The organism is Fulvivirga marina (assembly GCF_016775155.1).
In the GTDB taxonomy this organism is placed as follows: Bacteria; Bacteroidota; Bacteroidia; order Cytophagales; family Cyclobacteriaceae; genus Fulvivirga; species Fulvivirga marina.
The window spans coordinates 274,177-289,730 of the sequence record NZ_JAEUGD010000053.1; the positions used below are offsets into that span (position 1 = coordinate 274,177).

11 protein-coding genes, 1 tRNA gene and 1 pseudogene are annotated in these 15,554 nt (G+C 37.6%); 7 read left to right on the forward strand and 6 right to left on the reverse strand.

Translation table 11 applies throughout. The annotated features are described in order from the left end of the window. Positions 1–29: 29 nt before the first annotated feature. Positions 30–1,484, forward strand: coding sequence for a hypothetical protein (locus tag JMN32_RS16260; protein WP_202857409.1), 1,455 nt, complete (start codon positions 30–32; stop codon positions 1,482–1,484). 966 nt (positions 1,485–2,450) lie between these two features. On the opposite strand, the gene rfaD is transcribed toward JMN32_RS16260, so the two are convergent. After that, positions 2,451–3,404 (reverse strand): ADP-glyceromanno-heptose 6-epimerase, encoded by a 954-nt coding sequence (gene rfaD, locus JMN32_RS16265; protein ID WP_202857410.1) that lies wholly within the window; start codon positions 3,402–3,404, stop codon positions 2,451–2,453. 107 nt (positions 3,405–3,511) lie between these two features. Here rfaD and JMN32_RS16270 point away from each other — a divergent pair, with 107 nt between their 5' ends. Next, positions 3,512–3,928 (forward strand): 6-pyruvoyl trahydropterin synthase family protein, encoded by a 417-nt coding sequence (locus tag JMN32_RS16270; RefSeq protein ID WP_202857411.1) that lies wholly within the window; start codon positions 3,512–3,514, stop codon positions 3,926–3,928. 9 nt (positions 3,929–3,937) lie between these two features. Next, positions 3,938–5,035, forward strand: a complete 1,098-nt coding sequence (gene lpxB / locus JMN32_RS16275) for a lipid-A-disaccharide synthase (RefSeq protein ID WP_202857412.1) — start codon at positions 3,938–3,940, stop codon at positions 5,033–5,035. A gap of 130 nt (positions 5,036–5,165) precedes the next feature. Here the strand turns inward: lpxB and JMN32_RS16280 are convergent. From JMN32_RS16280 to JMN32_RS16300, 5 genes and pseudogenes are all read right to left on the reverse strand, one after another. Beyond that, positions 5,166–6,685, reverse strand: a pseudogene (locus JMN32_RS16280) (IS1182 family transposase). A gap of 166 nt (positions 6,686–6,851) precedes the next feature. Beyond that, complete coding sequence (clpX, locus tag JMN32_RS16285; RefSeq protein WP_202857413.1) at positions 6,852–8,087, reverse strand: ATP-dependent Clp protease ATP-binding subunit ClpX; 1,236 nt, start codon at positions 8,085–8,087, stop codon at positions 6,852–6,854. Positions 8,088–8,091: 4 nt separating this feature from the next. Further along, a complete protein-coding gene (locus tag JMN32_RS16290) occupies positions 8,092–8,763 on the reverse strand; it encodes a ClpP family protease (RefSeq protein WP_317191787.1) in 672 nt (223 codons plus the stop codon). Positions 8,764–8,895: 132 nt separating this feature from the next. Beyond that, positions 8,896–10,230, reverse strand: coding sequence for a trigger factor (gene tig / locus JMN32_RS16295; RefSeq protein ID WP_238354508.1), 1,335 nt, complete (start codon positions 10,228–10,230; stop codon positions 8,896–8,898). 84 nt (positions 10,231–10,314) lie between these two features. Next, positions 10,315–10,396 (reverse strand) — tRNA-Leu (locus tag JMN32_RS16300). A gap of 99 nt (positions 10,397–10,495) precedes the next feature. Here JMN32_RS16300 and JMN32_RS16305 point away from each other — a divergent pair. From JMN32_RS16305 to JMN32_RS16320, 4 genes are all read left to right on the forward strand, one after another. Next, a complete protein-coding gene (locus JMN32_RS16305) occupies positions 10,496–12,709 on the forward strand; it encodes a RelA/SpoT family protein (RefSeq protein WP_202857415.1) in 2,214 nt (737 codons plus the stop codon). 72 nt (positions 12,710–12,781) lie between these two features. Further along, positions 12,782–13,255 carry a Fur family transcriptional regulator gene (locus tag JMN32_RS16310; protein WP_202857416.1) on the forward strand — a complete coding sequence of 158 codons (474 nt, stop codon included), beginning with the start codon at positions 12,782–12,784 and terminating at the stop codon, positions 13,253–13,255. Continuing rightward, positions 13,252–13,596, forward strand: coding sequence for an STAS domain-containing protein (locus tag JMN32_RS16315; protein ID WP_202857417.1), 345 nt, complete (start codon positions 13,252–13,254; stop codon positions 13,594–13,596). The genes JMN32_RS16310 and JMN32_RS16315 overlap by 4 nt, the downstream gene beginning before the upstream one ends. A 5-nt stretch (positions 13,597–13,601) precedes the next feature. After that, positions 13,602–14,891: an adenylosuccinate synthase gene (locus JMN32_RS16320; RefSeq protein ID WP_202857418.1), complete on the forward strand. Its 1,290-nt coding sequence runs from the start codon at positions 13,602–13,604 to the stop codon at positions 14,889–14,891. Positions 14,892–15,554 lie beyond the last annotated feature (663 nt).

A 15,554-nucleotide genomic window follows, 5' to 3' on the forward strand; every position in this document is an offset into this window, starting at 1 on the left:
AAGAATTTTCTTTCCAAATTAGATAAGATATGAAAAAATTATATAATTATTTGTTGATAGGTGTGTTTGCCATTCTGGTAATTTCCTGTGTGGACGATTTTGAAGATGCAAACCCACCTAGATTATTAGATGCTCCAGAACTGACGGGTACCCAAAGTGCTGATACTGTTTCTGGTGGGGATGAGGTTAGTTTTACATTAGTGGTTTCTGATGCTCCTGCGGGTATCGATTCTGTAAGTGTTGCAGGTCCTGATGATGCGCCTATTTTTACTAGCAATGTGGCAGGTCTCCTAGGTCAGACTAAGGGAACGGTAGAAGTAAAATATACAGTTCCTTATACTGTAGTGGGGGGATTCGAGGTGACAGTTTCAGTATGGGATAGTCAAACTGATAGTAAAGGTAAGGATGCCAGTAAGAGGTTTGATGAGACTTTTGGCTTAGTAGCTAAGTATGCTTTTGATGCCCCAACATTTTCAGTATCTACTAATGACGCGGCACTTGATCATAATGATTCAACTAAAGTTACTATCAATATTACAAGTGCTCCGGCTGGAATAGGGCAAGTACTAGCTTTTTCGAGTTTGGGAACTATCACTCTTTCTGAAGAAGATATAGTGGCTGCTGAAGGAAACGAAAGCGGTATTATTACGGGTATGCTTTATGCTCCTGAAAAGGAGGTAGGTACGGCTACGATTTCTGTGAGTGTAATTGATAAGCTTCAGAAAAGAGAGTCTAAGGGGAGTAGTACAGTGGATATTAACTATGTTTGTACTGCTCCAGATTTTAGCATAACTAATGTTAGTGATGTTAATACTACCTTAAACGGCTCAGTGGATTTTGATCTAGAAATTAACTCAATTACAACGTGTGGAATTGATACAATTACATTGGAATTGATTGATGATACAGGAGCAGAATTAGGTGAATTAACCTACTCTAATGATAAATTAGACTCTCTAATTGCGGGTACTCTTGTCTCAATGCCGGTGGTGTATGATGCTCCTGCAAATGAGAGGGGAGTTGTCGATGTTGTTATAACCGTTATTGATGAGGATTATCATGCGTCCGAGGAAAAACTTCAAATAACTATTATTGGTTGTTCAGCACCCGATATTTCAGGTACGTATGATGCCGTTAGTTCAGGAACCTCAACTGACGGATGCCCTGCGAATAACCCGCTTGCTGGTTTTGTCGGAACTGTTACGCTTTCGGCTGCAGGAAGTGGTAACTATACTATTGATGATGCTTTTTCAGGTGTGTATATAGAATGGTATGGTTCATGTTATGGATATACTTTTAAAACACCTGCAACGATTAATTTCTGTACTCAAGCTCAGGGGCTGTCTTTAGTTACATTTACGGATGCATTTGATGCTACAGTAAGTGATACAGGCTCATCCTATGATGCAGGTACAGGTGTCATAACATATAGCTGGGAGAACTCTTTTGGAGATGTTGCGACTACCGTACTAACGCCGCAGTAGATACGTTACATGTAGAAAACTATGCGGGTTTGTATAGTTCTTACAGATCAACCTGTAAAAAATGAATGATATAAGTTTTTAAGTAAATAAAACAGCAGTAAGTATCGCCTTACTGCTGTTTTATTTTTATTGGGTTTAATGGTTATCCGGTTTTGTTTGTGCATTTGAAAAGGTGTATATATCTGATACGAAAGAGATGTGACCTTTTGTAGTTATAACATTCAATAGCTTCCTTAAACAGTTCTTTCATGGGATATGTATTGTATCCTTGTTTTCCTCAAAAGTTATATCTGCTACGATACTTGTTCTGGGGTGGTAAAACTCATCTGTTCGATCAAGATGTTATGTTTTCTATATTGATAATGGAGCTAGTTGTAATATTATAGTATAGGCATTGTGGACTTGCAATAAAAAAACGGACAAATATTTGAACACATTCTTCATATTTTGTATTGTTTAAATAGGGATGTTTTCTTTTTTCTGTTATATCAGATTTCGATAAAATCAAATAATGCTGTCTTAGCCTGTTGGATACTTATAAAAACAGCATGTTTGACCATCTCTGTATTAAGTGTTTTGCTAAAATTATCTGCTATAGCGTTACCCCAGTAGTTGCCTTTACGACTCATGCTCTGTATTACTGAAAGTTTCTTCAGTTCATCAGCAATTCTATATGAGGCATATTGGGTGCGCTGGTCAGAGTGAAATATTAAACTATGGTTAACAGGTCTGATAAGAATAGCATTCTTTATGCTGTCATTACTTATCTGATGCCCATTTTTGTGCTGGCAGGTTGGCCTGAAATCTAGACTTAAATTTTCACCTACTAGTAAATCTACTTGGGAGACTTTGTAGTAGTCCCCTGTTATACTTCTGATCTTAAGCCTTGCTATTCTGGGGTGTAAGACTTTCCAGCCTCTCTTCTGTTATTTTAGGACTAGTCAAACCTTAATAGCCAAGAGAAAATTAAGTATCAAGATAGTGCTTCACATATTCCTCAACCCCTTCTTCCAAATCATGGAATTTTTTTGAATACCCGATGCCCCTTAGCTTATCCATATTTGCTTCTGTGAAGTACTGGTATTTATCCCTTATATCTTCGGGTGTATCAATGAAGCTGATGTTCTCCTCTTTATTCATTGCTTTAAACACGGCTTTGGTTAAATCGAGGAAGGTGCGTGCTTTTCCACTGCCAAGGTTGTAAATACCCGAATCTTTTCGGTGGTGCATAAGCCAGTAGCATACATCAACGACATCTTTTACATAAATAAAATCACGCATCTGATGACCATCTTTGTATTCAGGGTTGTGAGAACGGAACAATTTCATTGTACCAGTATCTCTAATTTGGTTATAGGCATGCCAGACAACAGAAGCCATTCTTCCTTTGTGGTATTCATTCGGTCCATACACGTTAAAGAATTTTAATCCTGCCCAATAGAATGGTTTTTCATCTTGACTTAGTGCCCAAACATCGAAATCTTGTTTTGACTGACCGTATGGGTTGAGAGGTTCAAGATTCTGAATTAGTCCTTCATCGTCGTTATAGCCATATTCACCCAAGCCATAGGTAGCTGCAGAAGATGCGTAAACGAACGGTATCTGGTATTTAATACACTGTAACCATAGGTCTTTTGTATATTGAGTGTTTAGTTTGCTAAGAAGCCCTTTGTCAAAAAGTGCAGTATCAGTTTTTGCCCCTATGTGAAAAACAAATTCGACTTCTTCATAATTAACATCCAGCCATTGGTGAAATATATCTCTATCTACTTTTTCAAGTATTTTTAGATCTTCAATATTTTTGTTTTTGGTAGGGTTATCAAATTTGTCTACAGCTATTATATTGTTAAAATTTTCAGTATTCAACTTTTCAATAAGCTGGCTTCCGATAAAACCAACGGCTCCGGTAACTACGATCATATCAATTAATTTTTGGCAAATTAACCTAATGATTTCTATATAACGAAGTAGTACCCTCAAAATCTGATCTCTTTCGTATATTTGCATGAGATTTTAATGAGCTGAGAATGGTTTTTTTAAGTAGACAAGAGCACTTTAATGCAGCGCATAAGCTGTATAATCCTAACTGGTCAGAGGAGAAGAATATTGAGGTGTTTGGTCCTTGTGCCAATGCAAATTGGCATGGTCATAATTTCGAAATGATTGTAACAGTGAAAGGAGAGCCAGATCCGGATACAGGTTTTGTAGTTGATCTTAAGAAGCTTAGTATTTTAATCAAGAAAGAAATAGTGGATAAAGTAGATCACAAAAACCTAAATCTGGATGTAGATTTTATGAAAGGAAAAATGGCGAGTACTGAAAATCTTGTTATAGAATTTTGGAAAATTTTAACAAATAAGCTGCCTACAATTACGTCTTCGGCACAGTTGCATTGCATCAAGCTTTATGAAACCCCCAGAAACTATGTTGAATACTACGGTTAGCCCTTATTCATGAAGTATTTTATTATAGCCGGAGAAAGGTCAGGGGATTTACATGCAGGTAATTTGGTTAAAGCATTAAAGGATTACGATAAAGAAGCTATTGTAAAAGGGTTTGGAGGTGATTATATGGCCTCTGAGGGTGCTGATATATTGGTACATTACCGTGAGTTGGCATTTATGGGGTTTTTGGAGGTGATCAAAAACCTTGGAACAATTAAGAAGTATCTTAAACGCTGTAAAAGTGAGATAGATCAATTTAACCCTGATGTTGTAATACTTGTAGATTACGCTGGGTTTAATTTGAAGATAGCCAAGTATGTTAAACAAAAGGGAATCCCCGTACATTATTATATTTCTCCCAAAGTATGGGCTTGGAATCAAAAGCGAGCCTTAAAGATCAAAAAAAGGGTAGACCATATGTATGTGATCATGCCTTTTGAGCAGCAATTCTATAAGAAGTACGATTGGCATGTTGACTATGTGGGAAACCCTGTGTTGGATGCGGTTAATGATCATCACGTAGATTCAAGTCATGTTTGTTTAGGAGGTGATTATGTAGCTATCTTACCCGGTAGCCGTCAACAGGAGTTGCAAAATGTTTTACCGGTTATTGCCCAGTTGATAAAGAAATTTCCAGATCAAAAGTTTGCTGTAGCCGCAGTTGATAATTTACCGGATAACCTTTATGAGACGGTTAAAGATAATAAAAACATAGAGCTGGTATATGGGTATACGTATGACCTTTTGGCTCATGCAAGGGCGGCAATAGTCACATCAGGAACCGCTACTTTGGAAACAGCGATGTGGGAGGTGCCTCAGATAGTAATTTACAAAACCAGTAGCATTTCCTATAAAATAGCTAAACTGTTGATTAGAGTACCGTTTATTTCTCTTGTTAACCTGATAGCAGGCAAGGAGGTTGTAAAGGAACTTATACAAGATGAGCTTAACCTGAAAAACTTATCTTCGGAATTAAGTAGAATTTTGGAAGATCAGGGGTATAGAAATAATATGCTAAATGAATATCGTACTATTAAACAGCGATTGGATATTGGGAGAGCTTCGGATAATGCAGCGAAACTTATTGTAGGGTATCTTGATAAGTAATAATTGTATAGAAGGTTATAAAAAGAGGCCGTCTCAAAAGTCATTTTGGGACGGCTTTCTTTTTTGTCAGATTTTAAATTTTTTAGGGTTGATTTTTTTCAATTTTCAAGGGGGCAATAAAATCCCAACGTTATGCAGCCACTTTGGCCAGATTGTGTGCCAGAGCGATTAACCCCATCTCAATCTCTACCTTGGCAAGTCCCCTGAGCATAAACCTTTTGAAGCCCTTGTTTTGCTTGATGTTACCAAACACGGCCTCTACGTCGCAGGGGCGTTGTTTTCGGTGTTTTATGCCTTCTGTTGATAATAACCTTGCTTTGGCATGGTCTTTAAATTTATTGAGCCGATGGTTTATACTTATGGTCCGGTTGCCTTTTTGGTCATGACAAGCACCCCTTAAAGGACAGCTATGACAGTTTTTAGCCTGATAAAGTGCATAACTTTGTGGATAACCATTGCTCGTTGTTCGATTTTTGGTTCCTATCCGTTGCATAGGCTGCCCTATGGGACAATAGTAGGTATCTTGCTCCTGGTTATGATGTAACCTTCTGATATCCTTTATGTTATCAAATTTTGANACTTTCTGATATCCTTTATGTTATCAAATTTTGACCTATCTTGTTTCTGCTCTTTATGAAAATAGTTGTATTTGATGTAACCAGTTATTCCTTCTGTTTCAGTATACTCATAGTTCTCTTCACTTCCATAGCCAGCATCAGCAGTAATGGATTGGGGAAGTTGGTTATACAGTTTTTTAAATTCATTAAAATGAGGAATGAAAGTGGTGGTGTCATTTGGTTTTTGATGTATGGAGTAGTGGGTGATGATTTGCTGGTTAGTACTGATCTGTAAGTTATAGCCCGGCTTGAGCTGCCCATTTTGCATATGGTCTTCTTTCATCCTCATAAAGGTCGCATCAGTATCGGTCTTCGAATAACTGTTGCGTTCACCTAATATAGCCTGTTTTTGGGCATACTCGGCTAGTTTGGCCGGCCAGTGCCTGCGGGCATAATTTATCTTTTGCTTTACTTTCTTGCTGACAGGTTTGTCTTGTAAGGCCGTATCGATCTTCTCTATGGTTTGGGCTACTTGTTCCGGGTCAATAGCAGTAAAATCAGGCATTTGCTGGTCCAACTCCTCTTTGGCCACCTGCTGGGTATAGGCCCAAAGTTCCTCGAGCTGTTTAGCCATCTTCTCTTTGTTGGTTTTGATGGCATTGCCCCATACAAAGGTGTACTTGTTTGCATTGGCTTCTATCTTTGTACCATCGGTATATACTTCTTTCAAATCCACATACCCTGATTCGCCCAACAGGAAGACCACCTGGCTAAAAACTTCCTTAAGTACATTTTTGAGCCGGTCACTGCGAAAACGGTTGATCGTGTTATGGTCCGGTTTGCCCATACCGGCCAGCCACATAAAGTGGATATTTTCTTTCAAGGCATTTTCCAGCTTGCGGGAAGAATAAATATTGGAAAGATAGCCATACACCAAAATTTTAAGCAACATTTTTGGATGGTAGCTGGAAGTGCCCCCGCCCTTATACTTGCTCATAATAGGCTGAATATCAATACGCTCAATCACCTGATGAACCACTTTTACAGGATGGTTCTCATCGATCATCTCCTCTAAAGATGGCGGTAAGAGCATTAACTGGTTGGTATTGTAGTCTTTAAATACTACCTTTTCTGAAGTTGTGTTCACAACCTCAAATTAATATTTTGAGGAACAACTAAAAAGGCTGGCGATATAATTTCGCCAGCCTTTCTTTTGAGAGACTTTTGAGACAGCCTCTTTTTATAACCTTTGATAGAGTCTATGCAACCTTCAACTTGCTATATTTTGACTTGCTGAACTTTTCTTCGGCGTAAGACCTACTTATGGTCAGCTTGTTCACTTTGTCATCAGATGGCAATTCAAACATAGCATCATTAACAATAGCTTCACATATTGACCTCAGGCCTCTTGCTCCTAATTTATATTCAAGTGCTTTTTCAACAATAAAGTCAAGCGCCCCGTCCTTAAACTCTACTGTAATATCTTCCATTTCAAATAGCTTCTTGTATTGCTTTATAAGCGCATTTTTGGGCTCAGTAAGTATTTTTCTCAAAGCTTCTTTGTCTAATGGGTTTAAGTATGTCAGTACAGGCATTCTACCGATAAGTTCCGGAATCAGACCAAAACTTTTTAAATCCTGAGCGGTAACGTATTGAAGTAGATTGTCATTCTCCACATCAAGAGGCTTGATTGCATCCTCAGATGAAGCAAACCCCATAGGACGAGTGTTGATTCTCTTTGCAATATTTCTGGAAATACCATCAAAAGCACCACCGCAGATAAAAAGTATATTTTCAGTGTTAACAGAGATCATTTTCTGATCAGGGTGCTTACGTCCGCCTTGAGGAGGAACGTTTACTGTAGTGCCCTCTAAAAGCTTTAAGAGGGCTTGTTGCACCCCTTCTCCACTTACGTCACGAGTTATTGATGGGTTGTCAGATTTTCTGGCTATTTTATCAAGCTCATCAATGTATACTATTCCTCTTTCGGCGGCTTCCGTGTCATAATCTGCAGCCTGAAGTAATCTGGTAAGTATACTTTCTACATCCTCACCGACATAACCCGCTTCTGTAAGTACAGTTGCATCTGCAATACAAAAGGGTACCTGTAAAATCCTTGCCAGAGTTCTTGCCAGGTATGTCTTTCCAGTTCCAGTTTCTCCAACCATTACAATGTTTGATTTTTCAATTGTAATGTCATCCTCAGACTTCTTTTGCATTAGTCTTTTGTAGTGGTTGTAAACAGCTACCGAGATTACTTTTTTGGCTTCATCTTGCCCGATTACAAATTCGTCAAGAAACTTCTTCATCTCTTTTGGCTTCACCAGGTTAAAACTTGGTGTGCCATCTCCACTCGTGTTTGATTTTTTCTCTTCTGAAAGGATTTGATTTGCTTGTGTAATACATTTATCACAAATGTGTGCATGTATTCCGGAGATCATAAGATCAACGTCCTTTTTATTCCTTCCACAAAAAGAGCAAGTTACTTCTGCCATTATATTACTTTTTTCTAATCAGGACCTCATCAATAAGACCATAGTCTTTGGCCTCTTGAGCTCTCATCCAATAGTCTCTATCCGAATCCTGTTCTATTTTTTCATATTTCTGACCAGTATGCTTTGCTAAAATTTCATACAGATCTTTTCTTAATTCCTGCATTTGCTTTAAGGTAATTTCCATGTCTCTGGATTGTCCCTGCATACCACCGCTAGGTTGGTGGATCATAATTCTCGAATGCGGTAGAGCAGCTCTCTTACCTTTATCTCCTGAAGCCATTAATACTGCGGCCATTGACGCTGCCATGCCCGTACAGATAGTTGCAACCTCAGGGTTAACATACTGCATTGTGTCATAAATACCCAATCCAGCATATACAGAACCTCCCGGACTATTAATATACATAATAATATCCTTTTTAGGGTCGCTTGATTCAAGGAAAAGTAGTTGGGCTGTGATAATATTTGCGATCTGATCATCAACACCCATTCCTAAAAATATGATCCGGTCTGAAATTAACCGGGTAAACACGTCAATAGCACGGAAATTTCCAGGACGCTCTTCGATAACATACTGTGTCATGTTCTGAACAGCTTTTGAGTAGTCGTCGAATGCAGTGCCGCTAATGCCCTGGCCTTTTACTGCAAATTTTCGGAATTCTTCTTTATTTAACATTTTAGTAAATTTTCTTATTCTTTTAAGTATTACTTTGCACTCAATTATAACAAGAAATTACAAGAATTGTCTATTAATATAAAAAAAAGCCCAAGTGACCCAGGGCTTTCATTTAACTGTCAAAATGTTGGATTAGTTCGCTACAATTTTCTTAAATTCTTCAACGTCAACCTTCTTGTCGTTAAGTGTAATTTGTTCTTTTAGGAACGCGAGAATCTTTTCATCTCTTACTTCTCCAAATACTTTCATATAATTCTGGCCGTTCTCACCTTTTAAGTAATTGTCAGCGAAAGAATCAAGATGATCTTTTAATTGCTCGGCAGCACCAGGACCACCCAACTGTTGAAGGATCATGGACTTAGCTTTGTCTACTACCTCGACATTTTCGACCTTGATTTCATTGTCTTCTGCGATTTTGTTTTTGATCAAATCCCATTTTAATGATTTAACATATTGGTCAAACTCTCTGTCTACATCTTCTTTGGTTACTTTGCCCTCGTTTGACCTTAAAAGCCAGTCTTTCAGGAAGGCTTCAGGGATATCAATTTTAGTTTTATCTACAAAATGATCTTTTATGCTTTGCTCCAGATAGTACTCTGTTTCTCTTTTGTAATTACCTTCTACAGTTTCTTTTACTTTCTGAGTAAATTCATCTTCACTCTTTACAGCATCTTTTCCGAATACCTTATCAAAAAGTTCCTGGTTCAATTCTGCAGGTTCTGCTCTGTTAATATTCTTAACGGTTAACTGGAATTTTCCCTTCAGATCTTTAGCTTCATCATGGCCAACATTAAGTAGGTGTGAAAGAGTGTGATGGTCTTTCACAGTTTTTTCTATGTCAAACTCAATTACTTCACCAGGTTTAACTCCTGTGAACATTTTATGAGCTTTTTTGTCCAGATCTTCCCAGCTAAGAAGCCCTTCATTAGAAATGTCACCATCTAGTTGTTTGAATTCTCCATAGAATGCATCCCCTGCTTCACTTACTTCAGGGTTGCTTGTAGAACCGAACTGTTTTTTTACATTGTCAAGAGTCTCGTTTAGTGTTTTCTTGTCAATCTCTATCGTATAAGAATTTACCTTCTGTTTTTTTGAAAGGTCGTAAGAAAATTTATCAACCATGCCAATGGCATAGTTAAATTCAAAATCTTTTTGATTGTCCCAATCAATTTTAGCAGCGTCTTCAAGGTCGGGGAGGGGTTCTCCTATCAGTTGAATATCTTCTTTCTTAATGTAGTCAGAAAGAGACTTGGAAAGAATGTTATTGATTTCCTCAACAACAATAGATTTGCCGTACATTTTCTTCACCAAACCTGGAGGAACTTTACCAGGTCGGAAGCCCTTAATATTTGCTTTTTTAGCGTATTGCTTTACTTTTTCTTCTACATTAGGTTGATAATCACTTTCCTTTAATGTAACTTTAATAGAGGCTTCCGTTGAGCTTTTTTTGTCTAATGTGATGTCCAAAGCTGTTAATTTTAATAGTGAGTAATATATAAAAACCCTCAATCACGAATTCGAAAACTTATCGGGACCGAGGGTTGTTTTTAGTGCGGATGGAGGGACTCGAACCCCCATGCCCGGAGGCGCTAGATCCTAAGTCTAGTGCGTCTACCAATTTCGCCACATCCGCTTGTTGTAAAATGGAGTGCAAATATAAAAATTATTTTTTATACTGCAAATGTTTTTTCAATAGATTTTAAGAATTTATTTTTGAGAGAGATTTTTTAATATGATTGCAATAGATGTTGAGGAAGAAAATAAGGAAATAGTTCGAAAATACAGGCAGTTATTAAGGCGAGCTAAACCATTTCTAAAAGAAGGCGATTCCCGGTTAATAAGAAAGGCATTTAATACGTCCATGGAGGCACATCATGGAATGAGACGAAAGTCTGGAGAGCCTTATATATTTCACCCGTTAGCTGTAGCAAAAATTTGCGTTGACGAGATTGGGTTGGGGACAACTTCAATTGTAGCGGCATTGCTACACGATGTTGTTGAAGATACTGAGTGGACGATTCCTGATATAGAAAGGGATTTCGGAAAGAAGATAGCGAGAATTATTGATGGGTTAACTAAAATTTCAGGTGTGTTTGAGCATGGGAGCTCTCAGCAGGCAGAAAATTTTCGAAAAATGCTGTTGACACTTTCCGAGGATGTGCGAGTTATTCTGGTTAAACTGGCCGACAGACTTCATAATATGCGTACTCTTGATAGTATGCCCGTTAATAAGCAATATAAAATAGCTTCGGAAACAATATTCCTGTATGCACCTTTGGCTCATAGACTGGGGTTATATGCCATTAAATCTGAGATGGAAGATCTGTATTTAAGGTATACAGAAAATGAGGTCTATGCTGAAATTGTTAAAAAAGTAGATATAACTAAAGATGTTAGGAACAGGTTTATCAAAAGCTTCATTCGGCCACTGCAAAAAGAATTGAATGAGCATGGGTTCGATTATATAATTAAGGGTAGGCCAAAGTCGATATACTCTATTTGGAATAAAATGAAGAAGCAGAATATTCCGGTAGAGGAGGTGTACGACCTGTTTGCGATTAGAATAATAGTGGATACTTCATTGGAAAATGAGAAGGCCATGTGTTGGTTAGTGTATTCCATTGTTACGGATTATTATAAGCCAAACCCGGATCGATTGCGCGATTGGATTAGCACACCAAAGGCCAATGGGTATGAGTCACTTCATACAACTGTAATGGCAAAGAATGGTCAGTGGGTGGAAGTGCAGATTCGCTCTAAACGAATGGATGAAATTGCAGAAAAGGGATACGCAGCTCACTGGAAATATAAAGACAATATTAATAGTCATGAGTCTGGCCTAGAGCAATGGATAAGTAAGGTTCGAGATATGTTGGAGCAAAATGATTCTAGTGCACTGGAATTTGTTGATGACTTTAGGGGGAACCTTTTCCATGAAGAAGTTTTTGCTTTTACTCCCAAAGGAGATCTTAAAACACTTCCTCATGGAGCTACAGCTCTTGACTTCGCATTTGATATACACACAGAGGTGGGGGCAAGGTGTATTGGAGCGAAGGTTAACCAAAAACTGGTGCCTATTAATTATACTTTGAAAAATGGAGATCAGGTAGAGATCCTTACATCCAGTAAGCAGAAGCCTAATGAAGACTGGTTGCGGTTTGTTGTATCCTCTAAGGCTAAGGCGAAGATTAAGGATGAATTGAAGGAGGGGAAAAAGTTTATCGCAGAAGAGGGAAGGGAAATAGCGCTTAGAAAACTCAAACAATTAAAAATAGAACCAACAAATGAAACATTTGATAGGCTCAGAGCCTATTTTAATGTTAACACACAATTTGATCTATTCTTTAAAGTTGGACAAGGATTAATTGATACGAAAGATTTAAAGGGCTTTAAAGACTTCAAGCCAGCAACTCCAATTAAAAGTCGGCCAAGTACTAATATTTCAGATGCTAAAAGTTTTGAAAAAGAAATAGTAAAACTGAAATCTAACGACATTCTTCTAATCGGAGAAGATATGGATGTTGTTGATTATAAACTTTCTAAATGTTGCAATCCTATCCCGGGAGACAATGTTTTTGGGTATGTTACTGTAAATGAAGGTATCAAAATACATCGGACAACCTGTCCTAATGCTCCTGAGTTATTAGCAAACCATGGACACCGAGTGGTTAAAGCAAAATGGGCATCTCAACACGAATCATCCTTCCTTTCAGGTCTAAAAATTATCGGAACTGACAGGGTAGGCTTGATTAATGATGTTACTTCAATTATCTCTGATGAATTAAAAGTAAATATGAGATCAATGTCTATTGATACGGATTCAGGAATATTTGAAGGGGAAATAATGCTATATGTTAATGATACAAGGCACCTCGATTTATTGATTACAAAGCTTGAAAAAGTAGAGGGGGTCGTAAAAGTTTCTCGCTTTGATTACAATGAGTAACCTATTCAGCGACCAAACTCTTTTTTGTTGAAAGAAATTATATATTTGCATTCCCATAGAGTAATCAAGTAAATGGCACTTAACGAGAAAGTTTACGAGGAAGTAAAGAAAATTTTCACTGCATACCTGGAGAATAAGGGGCTGAGAAAAACACCGGAGCGATATGCCATATTAGAAGAGATATATTCCCGTGATGGACATTTTGATGTTGAGTCCCTTTACATCAGTATGAAAAACAAAAACTACAGAGTTAGTAGAGCAACTGTTTATAACACACTTGACTTACTGGTGGAATGTGATTTGGTTAGCAAACATCAGTTTGGTCGAAACCTAGCTCAGTATGAAAAGTCTTATGGGTATAAGCAACATGATCACCTGATCTGTACCGAATGCCACAAAGTGGTAGAGTTTTGCGATCCACGGATTCATAATATTCAAACCATGGTAGGGGAGTTACTGAATTTTGAGATCCTACATCACTCGTTAAATCTATATGGTATATGCGGAGATTGTCGCATTAAACTACAAAACCGAAAATCAGAATGAAATTTAAGCATCAGTTAAAGAACGATGTGCTTATTTTGAGCATGCAAGGGGATTTGATAGGTGAGGATAGCGGTTTGGATATTGTCGCTATGATCAATGATCAGATTCAAAAAGGTATTAAGCTATGTGTTATTGATATATCCGGTTTACGTTATATCAACAGTAGTGGAATAGGGGTTTTAATAACCATACTTACCAAATTCAGAAACAAAGGAGGAGAGGTTTGCTTACTAAGCCCTTCAGATAATGTTCAGAAACTATTAATCATTACCAAATTAAATGCAATATTCAATATCGCAGATAGCGAAGAAGAAGCATTTGAAATATTGAAAAACGCCTGATTTTTATGCAAAGTAAAGTGGATGTTTTATTAGGACTCCAGTGGGGAGATGAAGGAAAAGGGAAAATTGTTGATTTTCTTGCGCCAAAATATAATGTGGTTGCCCGATTTCAGGGAGGTCCTAATGCAGGTCATACTCTGGAGTTTGATGGGATTAAACATGTTCTCCACCAGATACCATCAGGTATTTTTAGAAATGATATCATAAATATTATAGGGAATGGAGTTGTGCTTGACCCAGTAATTTTTAAAAAAGAGGTTGAAGCCCTTGATAAATATAGCATTGATGTTAGGGCTAACTTATTTGTCTCAAAAAAGACGCAATTAATTCTTCCTACACATCGCCTTTTAGATGCAGCATATGAAGAGGCCAAGGGTAAAAAGAAAATTGGCTCCACATTAAAAGGAATTGGTCCAACATATCAGGATAAAGTTGCTCGCCAAGGATTGAGAGTGGGTGATATACTTTCAGAGAATTTTAAGAAAAAGTATAGTAAGTTGGTTGAGAGGCATCTGGAGATACTTTCGCACTATGATACAGAATATAACCTCAAGGCGGTTGAAGAAGAGTTTTTTGGTGCGATTGAGTTTCTTAAAACTTTCGACCTTATAGAAGGGGAGTATAAAATTAATAGAGAGCTATCATCAGGGGCTAAAATTCTTGCTGAAGGAGCTCAGGGGTCACTGCTGGATATAGATTTTGGAAGTTACCCATATGTTACAAGCTCTAACACTACAACATCAGGAGCCTGTAGTGGACTGGGGGTTGCTCCTAATAATATAGGAGAGGTGTATGGTATTTTTAAAGCTTATTGTACGAGAGTTGGGGGAGGGCCATTTCCTACGGAGTTGTTTGACGAAGATGGAGAGCGTATGCAGAAAGAAGGGAACGAATTTGGTGCGACTACGGGGAGACCACGAAGATGTGGTTGGGTCGATTTACCAGCATTGAAGTATACAATCATGATCAACGGTGTTACCCAGTTGTTTATGATGAAAGCAGATGTGTTGAGTATATTTAAAACAATAAAGGTTTGCACTCATTATAAGTTGCCTGATGGAACCGTAAGCGATATCTTTCCTTATGAAATAGTAGATCAGGAAATTGAGCCACTTTATAAAGAACTGCCTGGGTGGAATGTCGCTATTGATAAAATAGATGAATTTGAGGCACTACCTGATGAGCTCAAAAGTTATATTCAGTATTTGGAAAACGAGCTTAAAGTACCGATAAACATCATTTCTTTAGGGCCTGACAGGACACAAACTATTATGAGAAACGGGGTTTTGGCATAGACCCCGAAAATAAATAAGAAATATTTCGTTTAAGGTATTGCAATAATAAAAACTCGTATTACCTTTGCACACCCAATCAGAAAAAGATCTGAGGGTAAGATTTGAGAAGCTGAGAGAGATGCCTAGGGAGGAGTTAATAGAAGAGGATGGGGTTCTAAAAAAAATAAAAATATTTTGAAGAACATATTGCGGGAATAAAAACTATTACTACCTTTGCAAACCCAAATCAAACAGCCCTAGCGAAAGTGCTAAGGAATAGAGTTGGAAGTTATTGACATGCAGGGAGAAAGGTTAAGAAAGCTCTGAAAAAAAATAAAAAATATTTTAAAAAAGAGCTTGTAGAAATAAAAACTTCTACTACCTTTGCAAACCCAAATCAAACACCTCTAGCAAAAGCAGCTAGAGAGGGCAGAAGAAAGTGTTGACATCGAGGGAAAAAGAGAAGAGAAAATGATCTGAAAAAAAATAAAAAAAAACTTCAAATTATTTTTGCGAATTAAAAACACTTCATTACCTTTGCACTCCCTTTCGGAAACGAAAAAACAAAAGAGGTCAGACAGAAGGTCAAAACCTCATAAAACAACTTGAAAACAGGCTTAATTAAAGTAGTAAAATATTAGGGTGATCACCTTAATATATAAAGACTTTAAGAAGATAAAAAAA

Bases quoted from the DNA above. Each gene is read 5' to 3' on its own strand.
- JMN32_RS16260 (WP_202857409.1), top strand. From the start codon at position 30: ATGAAAAAATTATATAATTATTTGTTGATAGGTGTGTTTGCCATTCTG.
- rfaD (WP_202857410.1), bottom strand. From the start codon at position 3,404: ATGATCGTAGTTACCGGAGCCGTTGGTTTTATCGGAAGCCAGCTTATT.
- JMN32_RS16270 (WP_202857411.1), top strand. From the start codon at position 3,512: ATGGTTTTTTTAAGTAGACAAGAGCACTTTAATGCAGCGCATAAGCTG.
- lpxB (WP_202857412.1), top strand. From the start codon at position 3,938: ATGAAGTATTTTATTATAGCCGGAGAAAGGTCAGGGGATTTACATGCA.
- clpX (WP_202857413.1), bottom strand. From the start codon at position 8,087: ATGGCAGAAGTAACTTGCTCTTTTTGTGGAAGGAATAAAAAGGACGTT.
- JMN32_RS16290 (WP_317191787.1), bottom strand. From the start codon at position 8,763: ATGTTAAATAAAGAAGAATTCCGAAAATTTGCAGTAAAAGGCCAGGGC.
- JMN32_RS16305 (WP_202857415.1), top strand. From the start codon at position 10,496: ATGATTGCAATAGATGTTGAGGAAGAAAATAAGGAAATAGTTCGAAAA.
- JMN32_RS16310 (WP_202857416.1), top strand. From the start codon at position 12,782: ATGGCACTTAACGAGAAAGTTTACGAGGAAGTAAAGAAAATTTTCACT.
- JMN32_RS16315 (WP_202857417.1), top strand. From the start codon at position 13,252: ATGAAATTTAAGCATCAGTTAAAGAACGATGTGCTTATTTTGAGCATG.
- JMN32_RS16320 (WP_202857418.1), top strand. From the start codon at position 13,602: ATGCAAAGTAAAGTGGATGTTTTATTAGGACTCCAGTGGGGAGATGAA.